The 10,806-nt window shown below is 32.5% G+C and carries 10 protein-coding genes; 1 reads left to right on the top strand and 9 read right to left on the bottom strand.

Going from position 1 to position 10,806, the window contains the following annotated elements; all coding sequences use genetic code 11:
• Nucleotides 1-215: 215 nt before the first annotated feature.
• The 6 genes from PMI10_RS20675 to PMI10_RS20645 all read right to left on the bottom strand — a co-directional run bounded on the left by PMI10_RS20675 (nucleotide 216) and on the right by PMI10_RS20645 (nucleotide 6,675).
• Entirely contained in the window at nucleotides 216-2,075 is a 1,860-nt protein-coding gene (locus PMI10_RS20675; protein ID WP_007811462.1) for a hypothetical protein, read from the bottom strand.
• Nucleotides 2,076-2,644: 569 nt separating this feature from the next.
• A complete protein-coding gene (locus PMI10_RS20670) occupies nucleotides 2,645-3,103 on the bottom strand; it encodes an RNA methyltransferase (protein ID WP_007811460.1) in 459 nt (152 codons plus the stop codon).
• Nucleotides 3,104-3,700: 597 nt separating this feature from the next.
• Entirely contained in the window at nucleotides 3,701-4,156 is a 456-nt protein-coding gene (locus PMI10_RS20660; protein WP_007811457.1) for a DUF2750 domain-containing protein, read from the bottom strand.
• 198 nt (nucleotides 4,157-4,354) lie between these two features.
• On the bottom strand, nucleotides 4,355-5,548 hold the full coding sequence (locus PMI10_RS20655) for a hypothetical protein (RefSeq protein WP_157489922.1): 1,194 nt from the start codon (nucleotides 5,546-5,548) through the stop codon (nucleotides 4,355-4,357).
• A 1-nt stretch (nucleotide 5,549) separates the two neighbouring features.
• Nucleotides 5,550-5,810 carry a hypothetical protein gene (locus PMI10_RS20650; protein WP_007811453.1) on the bottom strand — a complete coding sequence of 87 codons (261 nt, stop codon included), beginning with the start codon at nucleotides 5,808-5,810 and terminating at the stop codon, nucleotides 5,550-5,552.
• Nucleotides 5,811-6,345: 535 nt separating this feature from the next.
• The gene (locus PMI10_RS20645; RefSeq protein WP_007811450.1) at nucleotides 6,346-6,675 is read right to left on the bottom strand and encodes a hypothetical protein; all 330 of its coding nucleotides are present in this window, start codon (nucleotides 6,673-6,675) and stop codon (nucleotides 6,346-6,348) included.
• Nucleotides 6,676-6,799: 124 nt separating this feature from the next.
• Here PMI10_RS20645 and PMI10_RS20640 point away from each other — a divergent pair, with 124 nt between their 5' ends.
• On the top strand, nucleotides 6,800-7,036 hold the full coding sequence (locus PMI10_RS20640) for a helix-turn-helix domain-containing protein (RefSeq protein ID WP_007811448.1): 237 nt from the start codon (nucleotides 6,800-6,802) through the stop codon (nucleotides 7,034-7,036).
• A 184-nt stretch (nucleotides 7,037-7,220) separates the two neighbouring features.
• On the opposite strand, the gene PMI10_RS20635 is transcribed toward PMI10_RS20640, so the two are convergent.
• The 3 genes from PMI10_RS20635 to PMI10_RS20625 all read right to left on the bottom strand — a co-directional run.
• Nucleotides 7,221-8,282 carry a hypothetical protein gene (locus PMI10_RS20635; protein WP_007811446.1) on the bottom strand — a complete coding sequence of 354 codons (1,062 nt, stop codon included), beginning with the start codon at nucleotides 8,280-8,282 and terminating at the stop codon, nucleotides 7,221-7,223.
• Between the two features lie 70 nt (nucleotides 8,283-8,352).
• A complete protein-coding gene (locus PMI10_RS20630) occupies nucleotides 8,353-9,489 on the bottom strand; it encodes a helix-turn-helix domain-containing protein (protein ID WP_007811444.1) in 1,137 nt (378 codons plus the stop codon).
• A 292-nt stretch (nucleotides 9,490-9,781) separates the two neighbouring features.
• Nucleotides 9,782-10,806, bottom strand: a 1,025-nt coding sequence (locus PMI10_RS20625) for a glycoside hydrolase family 130 protein (protein WP_007811441.1), incomplete at its 5' end; no start/stop codon positions are given.

The raw sequence follows: 10,806 nt of genomic DNA, 5'->3' as shown, positions 1-10,806 counted from the left end.
TTCCCGCTACTAAATAAAAAAAGCTTCAGAGAAATCTGGAGCTTTTTTCTTGATTTAGATTGCGGGTGCGAAGTCAGAAACGTTCACACAGCTTTTCATAAGAACTCTTCGGAGAGCGAGGTGTTAAAATAAACAGGATACATATAAAAAGTCCCAATCTCGAAATTTCCGGATTGGGACTTTTTTTGGTAATAATTCCGTTAAGGCATCTTTAACTAATCAACTTTACAGAACGAAACTAAATCTTCATAAGTTCCTACTCCACCTTCACCATTCGTAAGTTTTGCAGTTGCGTATGCTTTGATTGTATAAGCGCAAGGCAATAAATCATTAACAGTCTGTGTTGGAGGCGTAAACACCAATTCAGTTGTCCCGAAAGTTTCCGGAGCTGCCATAGGAGCTATAGGATCAAAACCAAAACTCTGGCCTGGTTTGTTAGGACCTGTAATAGAAAGGCTTACACTACCCAGATTTTCATTTCTAGCACCATATTTTATGTGCAGTGCTGATGTTATTTTACTGCATCCGCTCATGCCTGATATGATTTCCTGTATGTCCAGAGACAATGCTATACGCTGGCCATTGACAGTTGCCGGGGCCCAACTTCCTTGTTTGTTTACATTATTATAAACAACATTATATATAGCAATTGGTTTAGAAGTACCGGCAACAAGGACGGTTCCGCCGCTACCTTCTCTTTGTTTCATACGGATGGCAAAATAGCGGTTCAGAGTATGAGGTCGGGCAGCAGAAACTGTCGAACTGCCAATCCCTGACGTTGGCATTGCCATATCAATACTTGTTACGCCGGTAAGCGCTTCGGTATTCAAACATAATATTTGAGCGTCTATATGCGGTGCAAAATTGGATTCCTGAGGTACTTCAATCCAATTATCGATAATAGTAACTGTTTTTTCTGTTCCTGTACCATTGATATAATATGGCTCTTGATTAAACGGATTTGCCGGATCTCCTGAAGGAGTCCATAAGTATCCAATATTTGTTTTAACAATCATATTAGGTACAACCGGATGCCAGCCTGCCGGATTAAGCGCTGTTGCAGGAGTGGCTACTTCCTGGTACTCAAACATATATTGCATCGGGTTTCCATTAATTTTCTTACTGATAGAACCCACCATATTAACGGATGAAAAGAATGCAGATCCACTGGCTTTACCATCTGTGATTCCTGCCTGAATAGGAATATGCTGTAACAGTCCAAAATGGGTAAAGGAAGGCGGTATCAGAGGATCAACAGGTACCAGTTTATCAGAACATAATTTCACGCATAAACAGTAACCTACATTATTTCTTCTATTAGCTGCTGTTTCCAAGGCAAATCTCTGTCCGTTGTATTCGAGTTGAAAATACACATCCGGACCGCTGGCAAAAGGAAATGTAATATCTGTCTCAATATTGAAAGCTGGCGATAGAAACGTTTTTTTGAATTTGACTGAATCGTAATAAATGGTAAAATGCCCATTACTATCGGTTAATCCTGTACCAAGTTCATCATCCGTAATAAAATCGGCATCCATGGCAATCACGTTAACCCCAACTAATGGCTTACCGGTTTTGCAGTCTACTAATTTTCCGCAGATAGTCCACACATCAAAATATCTTCCTTTAATTTCACACCACCATCTGTTCGGGATCACATAAGAATATTGCCCGATTTTGGTATCTGCTGTAGCCTGGTCTTCAGCATCCCATTTCGGATAAAATGTAGTAACGTGGAATTGTCTTATTGGAAATTTTTTCGGTGGCAGGGGCCCTTTAGGCACTGTACCACATTCAAAATCAAATTCTAAGGCTGAATCAGCATAATCTCCTTTTAATTCAATCAGGAATTCACCTGAATCCTCAGTCATTCCCTCACCTACTAATCTGCCTTCTTTCTCCTTAACTTCCTGTGGAGTTAATAATTTAAATGTTTCTTTTTCGGAAGCAGCTAGCGCACCTTCAACATTTGCTCTTCTTTCAGGCAGGTACAAACGTACTTTAACCTGACCGACATTTTCTTCACAGTCTTCGCATAAACGTCCTAAAAGTCTTCCTTTAATAAAATTTCTCATAATAATTAGTTTGTTGTTTACCTACTCTATTCCCTTTTCAGCTTACGGTTTAATATTAAAATTATGAGACAAATTTATTAACTACTCAACTGAAAAACAGCAGGATATACACCCAATTCCAAAGGGTAAATTCCCCCTTTTTAGGCATCATCACATTAATATTTAGAGAGCCTTTTTAAATACTTTAAAAAAAATTGGGAAAAATGGAAAGAAAAATTAGAACACGCTCTTTCATAATTTTAGCTTAGGAATATTCAGTAAACGTTCCAAATCTTCCAAAAAAAAAGTTCGACATTTGTTCGGGCGAGGCTACTAAGACAAAAAAGCTTCAGAGAAATCTGGAGCTTTTTTTATGGTTTGAAAAATCTTAATATAATTCTGTAAAATATACAAATACTAATTGTTTTAAATAAAACGGAAATCAAGTAGCATCAGGCTTTTTTCAAAAAAATACAGCAACCCATAAAAGTTTGGAATGGCTTTATTGGTTTAACCGCAAACGCTACGATTTATCTTCTAATTTAAACAGGTACGCGTGCACGACTCTTCGGAAATCGAGCGGCTTTATTTTAAGATCGCGGTTTAGGCAAATTTCTGTCGTACATAATAATAGTTCCTGCGACAGCTACGTTCAAGCTTTTTACCGATTTAAATTTTACTAAATGATGGCATTTATCCATTACTTTTTTGGATAGGCCATGATCTTCTGCTCCCAATAAATAAACACAACGTCTTGGATGCTCAAAGGTCTCCAAATCACAAGCTTTTTCATCTAATTCAACACCAACTAATCGTGCTCCTTTAGGCAAGTTTTCAAAAAAAGCTTCAAAAGTATCATAATGAAAATAAGGAATTGCTTTTACCGCATCATGAGTGTCACAGGCTTGCTTGGCATATCGATTACCTATGGTAAAAATAAAAGAAGCACCTAAGTTTTGAGCGGATCTCCATAAAACACCCAAATTTTCAGGCGTTTTACCATTTCGTATTCCAATCCCAAAATATTCATTTATAAAATTATCATTCATAAGGGCAAAAGTACAAACTGTAAATACATAAATCAATTTTTATTGAGTTGAAAGAAAGATCCGGGACATTTACGCAGCTTTTCATTAGACTTTTCGGAGAGCAAGTTTATAAAAAATGTGCATAGTTGATTTAGATTACGGGTGCGAAGTCAGGAGATATCCGCCTTTCCATAAAAACTCTTCGGAAAGCGGACTCTAATTCTAAATTTGAGGATTTTTTTTGATTCTACTTTTTTTATAACTTTTTATCAAAAAGGCCAAACCAAAAGATATAACAATAAATGTAAAAAAGGCAATTTCTCCTCCATAAGCAGATTCGACATATTTACATAATTTTAAAATTAATAAAACTGTCAATCCCGGAATTAATATTCCTAACAACATTATTTTAAGTATCAATTTTACTTTTTGGTTCTTTTCGATCATTTATTTGGTTTTTCTGCACTAACATTCCGGCTAACGTTCTGGTACTACATCAGGTTTGGAACTAAATTAAACCCTATTTTCGGATTTGCCAAATCATTCCAAATACAAAACCAACTTTCTATTAAGGCAATTGCCCAAATCCTTTGTAGTACTTGTTGGTGGGTAGTGGCTTTATTCCATTGCTCCTCTAATTTGAGTTTCTAAATCTTCTAAATTCTCAAATTTTTCAAAATCTAATTCTTTATTATTCTTCTTTAGTTCGTCTATCAATTCTAAAATAAGTTCATAACCTTCAATTTCATATCCAAACATATTGTGGTCAAAATTTGTACCAACTAATAATTCGTCATTATCAATTCCGATACACCAATTTTCAATAAATTTGGCTAAGTTTATTTCTGTTGGTTCATATTCTTCCCAACCATTTTTAATACAAGAATTTGCTAACGCTTTTTCTGACCAAAAACATATTATTCCAATTGGCTCTCCGTCTTCGTCTTCCAAATCATTTGAACTTGAAGTTGCAAATCCATCTGCATTTTCTAATCCGTATACCAAATTTGTTTCACAAACTTTTTTAACGAATTTCTCGTGTTTCAATTTTATGTCAATATGATTTTTAAACATCTTCTTTTTTGCTTTATTTCTGTTTTTTGTTGTTTTCGGTTGCCATTTCCGCCAACCTTCTGGTGCTACAGTTTATTATACTTGATTTAAATTGCGAGTGCGAAGTCACAGCTTTCCATAAGAACTCTTCGTAGAGCCGGAGAATAGTATACTAAACTTTAATGAAATGAATATTTCATTTTTGAGGCCTTAATTTTTTTATTTTTGATATTTGCTTTGATAAAAAGCAAAAATAATAATAATTAAAAAAGAGAAAGCAATGGTTCCTAATCCAGTTAAGATGTCAAATACCCACAGATATGGAGTAGAAAATAGTATTATTATAAAAAAAACATCTGAAAAGCTTGTCTTAACTTTAGGAGTTTTAATTTTTAATAATTCTCCAAATAAATTTAAAAATAATGTTGCGATAAAAGATGTTGTAATTGAAAAAACAACTTTACTTCCAATAGATTGTAAATATGAGTATTTTACTTGTAAGAAAGGTAGAATTACTAATCCTACAATAAATAATAAATTAGCTATTCTTAAGAAATCAAAAAAATATCCTTTCCAATATTTTACTTTATTAGATGTTTTTACATAGGTAAAATTAATATTAATTATATTTTCTTTTGATAAAACAAGTAAATTGCCGTCAATTGATTTTTTGTACACGGTTCTATTTAAATAATCTTTATGTAAAGTAAATACATTTTCGTTATTTTCAATTGATCGTTTTACAGCTTCAATTTTTTCATTTTCAGTTTTATCGATTGAAACAAATTTATAGGTATTTGATAAAACAATATTTTCTAATTTATCTTCTTTGTCTAAAATGACATTATTTAAAATTCCTCTGTAGAGTTCATCTTTTGTGTTGTTTTTTACTAAGACATCAACAAAAGTTGCATGAACATCACCTATTTTTCTACTTACACCATTTTCTTTATAAGCTTGTGATAAATAATGCCAATTATTTTTAAACTTAAAAATCGAAAATCTATCAAGTGAAAATGCTCTAACTATGTTATGAACTATCCATCCAAGACTTGCTGAAATGAAGTAAATGATAAATATTAAAAATAGAAAGCTAGTGAAATCTGATTTATTACTAAAAGATTGTGGAAATTCATTTTTTGATAAACTTTGAAACATTGAAGATATTTTTCCAAAATCGATATTGTCCAATGGATGTAAATCCCAAAAATATGCTAAAAAGAAAAATAATGATGAAACTCCACTAAGGCAAACAAAACTTAAAAATAAAGACCATAAAAATCTTTCTAATAAATTTCCTTGTTCAAATTGATTTCCGAATTGACCAGAATAATAAAATTTCCTAAATAAAACGCCTGGAAATAAAAATACCATTATAATTATAATGGTATTTAAAGCAATGTTGATATTCAAATTATTCTATTGATATAGTTAATGAATTATTATTTGACAAAGAAATTTCTTTCTCTTTAATTTCTTTATGTTGTTTTAAGTACTCAACGGTCTCATTAAAAAGTCGCTCGTCATTAGGGTTTTCTAAAATTTTATTTATTACAAGATTTGAATTTTCAGAGTTATTAATATCTGATGTGTCTAAACTATTGAATATTTTTATAATGACATTTTTAATGCTATCAGAAAAAATTCTACCGTTAAAATTCATAATAGAGTCCATAGCTAAAGTTTTTATTAATTTAAAATTATCTTTTGTTCTTTGGTTTCTGTGTTATCTTCAACTCTCACTAGATAATGTTTATGGCTTACGTTATGATAAATTTTTAATTTAAAGCAATTTACACAATACGAATTACTTCAAATTCCATGTAAATATATTTAAATTTACGAATTTTAGTTAAAAAAAGTATGATTAATACTTGTTTTTATTCATTACAAATAACCGACAAAAGGCAAATATTCCCGCTTAAATACTTTAATTTCTAATATTTAGACTTATGAGGTGTGCAAATGTACAACTAATAACAGATTTAAAACAAGTATTAATACCCTATTAACAGTAGTTTCAGAAAAACTATAGTTTAAAAATAATAGTTATTTTTTTTAAATCATGAAGAAATGGATCGGGAATTGTCCTATCCGGACTTTAATACAGGCTTCAGAGAAATCTGGAGCTTTTTTTGTTTCACATTACTCATAAAAAATCCAGAAGCTTTTGAAACATTATACGAAAACTATAATGCAATAATTTATTTTCACACCCCCAGCTTCAAATGAAGCTTATGCAACTCGTCTAATATCTCAATCTCGGCGTCCGGAAGGAGCTGCAATGCAATTTCGAGCAAAAGCAATACATTTATTCCGGACGCAGAAGCAGATGAATCGGGAGCATCACTTTTAAGCGCAGCAATACTTACTTTAAGCAAATCCGAAACTAACAGGTTTAATTCAGTGTATGAAGCTATTTTCAGCTCAGTTTTAAACAGATTACTATTTTTGTTATCAGGTTTTAGTTTTGTAAAATATTTTATTTTACTCATTAAATCTAAAAATTCTGTGACTGATTCTTTATGCTCTGCTTTCATGGTTTTATTTTTAATGAATTTGATAATGTCATTAATCTAAAACAAAAATACAAAAAAAACAGTTGTATACAATCGATTAAATACAATTACACAAAAACAATCTATTACTTGTAATTTCATTTTCATGAAAAGAACGAGAAAAAGTGAAATTCCAGAAGTTGTAAAGCAACTGGGAATCAGAATAAAAGATATAATAGACAGCAATCAATTAAAACAACGTGAGGTTGCTCATGATGCCGAAATGGATGTAGAGAATTTAAGAAAATATATTAAAGGCTCTCAGGAAATGAAAATAAGCACTTTATTTAAAATTGCTCAATCTTTAAAAATAAATCCAGGTGATTTAATAAAAGATTTATAAAAAAAGTAACTTTTACTGTAGTTTAATTGAGATGATATTATATCGAATTATTTAGGTTTTAAATAATTGAAAATTGGGTCACCAAACTTAATAAAAAAGGTCAGTTTTAGTGAAACTGACCTTTCATAACTACGATATTTTAAATTAAAGCTTTATTAGCTCCTCCATGAAGTGTTTTTTTTCATCACTTGCTTAATTTCATTTCAAGTTTTTCGTCATTCATTTTTCCATTCAGGACCAATTTTCCATTTGTTCTTATCAGTCTGCCTTTAAACTCGTCTAATTTATCAGAAGGATATCTCCATTTAACGGTAATAGAATCGTTTTTTTCGTTAAGAAAATAAGTACCTATATATCTGTATCTATAATCATTAAAGTCCAATACAAAATCATCTTCAAGATCCATGTATACGGTTGTTAATACACTGTCTTTTGGACTTTTTGCCTTAAAAGGAACATCATTTATTTTTAAATTTTCAACCTGATATTTACCCGTCAGCTTAGGATGTTTGTCGGGAAAATCATAAATTAAAGAGAATAATAAAGGCCAGATAAATAAAGAAATTCTGTACATATTTTTATAAAGATTAGAGATATTTAAACTTTTAGTTCCTTGTAAAGGCTGAAAAATAAAATCTGTTAGTCTTTTCCAGTCCTGCGATAAAAAGTAAAATACACCTAACAACGATATTATGGCATGAAGCAATACACCCACAGGCAGATGATAAAAGACATCAAGGCAGATGATAAAAGTTAGCATAATAATTGCCAAAATCAATCCGAAAAGTCTCGTTCTTGAGAAAAGCAAAAGAACCGCAGTCAAAATTTGCAATAAGGCTATTGCTACGGTAAAAGGATAGGAATACTTAAAGAATGCCCACATTAGAGTTTCTCCGGGTAAGCTGCTTAAAGGCAGGTCTAATTTTCCTAACAGAACTATCATTTGGAGTCCCTGAATTTTTTGAACACCAAACATAATTGAGTCAAGACAAAGTGCATAAAGAGTCAAATGCTCAAGGTTGGTTTTTAGTTTAACGCCATTGATTCCGTTTCGCCTTTCTCTGGCATGCCAGACATAAGGCAGAATTAATCCTGCAATTAATACCAAAATCCCTATCCCCAGTAAAAATGGAGTCGGAATCCATGGGGAAAAATATTTAAAGGATAGCCTTCTGAAAACTACGCCTACTACCAGTCCGAAACATACCCCTAACCAAATTTTGTTTTTTAAAGATGTTGAATACATAATATTTACTGTTTTAAATTCACAGCAAAAAAACATCTTATAGCAATTTGAGTCGTCCGGATGTACCCATTCAAACCTCTTTTATGCTATTTCTTTTCATGTATTCGCTTGGGGTGATTCCTGTTGCTTTTTTGAATGCACTGTTGAAAGTTGATTTGGAGGTAAATCCTGCTTCGTAAGCAATACCAAGGATTGTCAAATGACTGTATTGTTTTTGTGCCAGCATCTCTTTCACTTTTTCTATCCTGTAATTATTCATTAACGAATAGAAATTCATATTATAACTAGTGTTGATCACAAAAGATAAATCATTCATGGAGATTCCAACTTTATCAGCCAGCGAAGACAGGTTAATTTCAGGATCCATAAACACTTCTTCTTTTTCTAAAAGACCATTCAGGACAGTTTTGTACTTTGATAATTCCTGACCACTTAATCTCGACGCAGATTTATCCGGCTGAATCGAAGCATTGGCATAGATGATGCTTTTAAGCGCTTCGTTCTCCGTTTTATTTTTGAAAAAAACTTCCTTTTGTCTTAAAAGGCTGTATACCATAAATACTATCAGCGTCAGGTAGAGATAAGCACTCACTGAATTAAGGAAGACATTTTCTTTTATTTTAATTATAAGCCAAACCGCAATTAAAAAAAACATCCCTACCAATATGCCTGACAACCAGTTCAAATCCCTTTCTTCTTTTTGCGACGAAAATAAGAGTATACTGTGTCCGTGTTTTTTTAATATTTTATAAGATAAAATCCAATAAATAATGATTTGTACTGGTACTGCAAAACGCATTAGATTTCCAAGAATATTGTTTGTACGCTCTCCTATTAAATCTGTAATATTCCCTATGGAAAGAAAATAAGGCAATGATATTAAAAGAATAAATGCTGCTGCCGGTATAAAATGGAGCACTTTTTTTCGAAAACTAATTTCGTTTAAATGAGTATAATACCAAGTGCTTAAATAAAAACCCGGTGCTATAATAAAGCGAGAAAGTTCAGAAATTGGTATGATATACGGATACTTTTCAGATAAATCTTCCTGAAATATTATTCTACTCAACAGCATAAAACCAAGAGACAAGAGAAAAATGCCGAACCACAGATTTCCTTTTTTATTATGTGGTAAATAGAAAATAGCCAATATTCCTATCAGGAAACAAATTGCTACAGAAAATGAATTAATAATGATTTCGGGCATATAAGATTTAAATGAATTATACTCTAATTAATCAGAATCCGCACGCTGACGGAAATTTACAGGGTAGTTCCGGTATCATTACTCCGTTTGCTATATTTTTTATAAATATATAAAACAATTTAATTTGTCTATAAATACCACCAAAATAATATTTAAATCAAACGCAGTCTCTTGAAAAAGTTTGCAATGTGTTAAATAGATTATATCGAATTATTTAAAATTTTAAGGTCCCGGAGTATGCAGGTTTCTTAAAACTTAAAAAGGTACAGTAACTGCACCTTTTATAATTATTTTATTTGCTTTTCTTCAAGGCATCTATTAATTCTGCCATATTAACAGTGGCATAAGTTGAGGAATAGTCCGATACGGCATAAGGCAATATAAGACTGTCATTGTGAATGATTGCTCCGCAGGAATATACAACATTAGGAACATACCCTTCGCGCTCGTCTTCCAGTGGCGAAAGTAAAGGCTCCGGAAGTCTTCCAATTTCTTTAGACGGATCATCAAGATCCAGTAATGAAGCACCTATGCAATAACGTCTCATTGTACCAACACCGTGGGTAATAACGAGCCAGCCCTCCGGGGTCCAAAGCGGTGATCCGCAATTTCCTATTTGTGTAAACTCCCACGTATAACGCGGCTCCTGAAGAAGAACGGGATGATCCCATTGTGTGGCTCTCTCAGAATACATAATATAATTGTTTACACCATCTATTCGGGAAAGCATGGCATATTTGCCTTTTATTTTTCTGGGAAATAAGGCCAGGTTTTTATTTTGGGCGCCGGCACCATGCAATGGCATAACCCTAAAATTATAAAAATCTTCGGTAGAAATAAGTTTAGGCAGTATAGTATGTCCGTTATAAGCTGTGTAAGTCGCCATAATACGAACGGAATCATCATCATCTACAAAACGCACAAATCGTGCATCCTCTATACCGCGGCTTTCAGAATTGGATATTGGAAATATAACACGCTCGGTGATGTCAGAATCATGGTTAAACTGTATATCATAAAATGAATTCGCCAGCCAGAGTATTTCCTGCAGTGCCGTTTTTCTTTCCTCACGAATCAATGGATCGCTTAAGTTTGCTTTTAGAATATTTTTGAGGACAGCAAACTCGAATTCATCCGGCAGATCCTGCATAATTTGGGTTATATATTTGTCCGTAGTATGCATTTCTGTCAATTTCGTCAAAAATCGCTCTTTATTGAATAAGGTTTTGTGTTCGATTTCGGCTTTATCAATGTGATTACCAATTTTCATTACATGCAAATTGTTATCCCTATCCAGAATTGCTCTTCTAAAAACAA

The sequence above is a fragment of the Flavobacterium sp. CF136 genome, assembly GCF_000282055.1.
Lineage (GTDB): Bacteria > Bacteroidota > Bacteroidia > Flavobacteriales > Flavobacteriaceae > Flavobacterium.
The sequence above is the reverse complement of the archived record's forward strand: the minus strand, read 5'-3'. Positions and strand labels throughout refer to the sequence as shown.

Excerpts from the sequence above, each read along its gene's own strand:
- PMI10_RS20675 (WP_007811462.1), bottom strand. The coding sequence starts at position 2,075 with ATGAGAAATTTTATTAAAGGAAGACTTTTAGGACGTTTATGCGAAGAC.
- PMI10_RS20670 (WP_007811460.1), bottom strand. The coding sequence starts at position 3,103 with ATGAATGATAATTTTATAAATGAATATTTTGGGATTGGAATACGAAAT.
- PMI10_RS20660 (WP_007811457.1), bottom strand. The coding sequence starts at position 4,156 with ATGTTTAAAAATCATATTGACATAAAATTGAAACACGAGAAATTCGTT.
- PMI10_RS20650 (WP_007811453.1), bottom strand. The coding sequence starts at position 5,810 with ATGGACTCTATTATGAATTTTAACGGTAGAATTTTTTCTGATAGCATT.
- PMI10_RS20645 (WP_007811450.1), bottom strand. The coding sequence starts at position 6,675 with ATGAAAGCAGAGCATAAAGAATCAGTCACAGAATTTTTAGATTTAATG.
- PMI10_RS20640 (WP_007811448.1), top strand. The coding sequence starts at position 6,800 with ATGAAAAGAACGAGAAAAAGTGAAATTCCAGAAGTTGTAAAGCAACTG.
- PMI10_RS20635 (WP_007811446.1), bottom strand. The coding sequence starts at position 8,282 with ATGTATTCAACATCTTTAAAAAACAAAATTTGGTTAGGGGTATGTTTC.
- PMI10_RS20630 (WP_007811444.1), bottom strand. The coding sequence starts at position 9,489 with ATGCCCGAAATCATTATTAATTCATTTTCTGTAGCAATTTGTTTCCTG.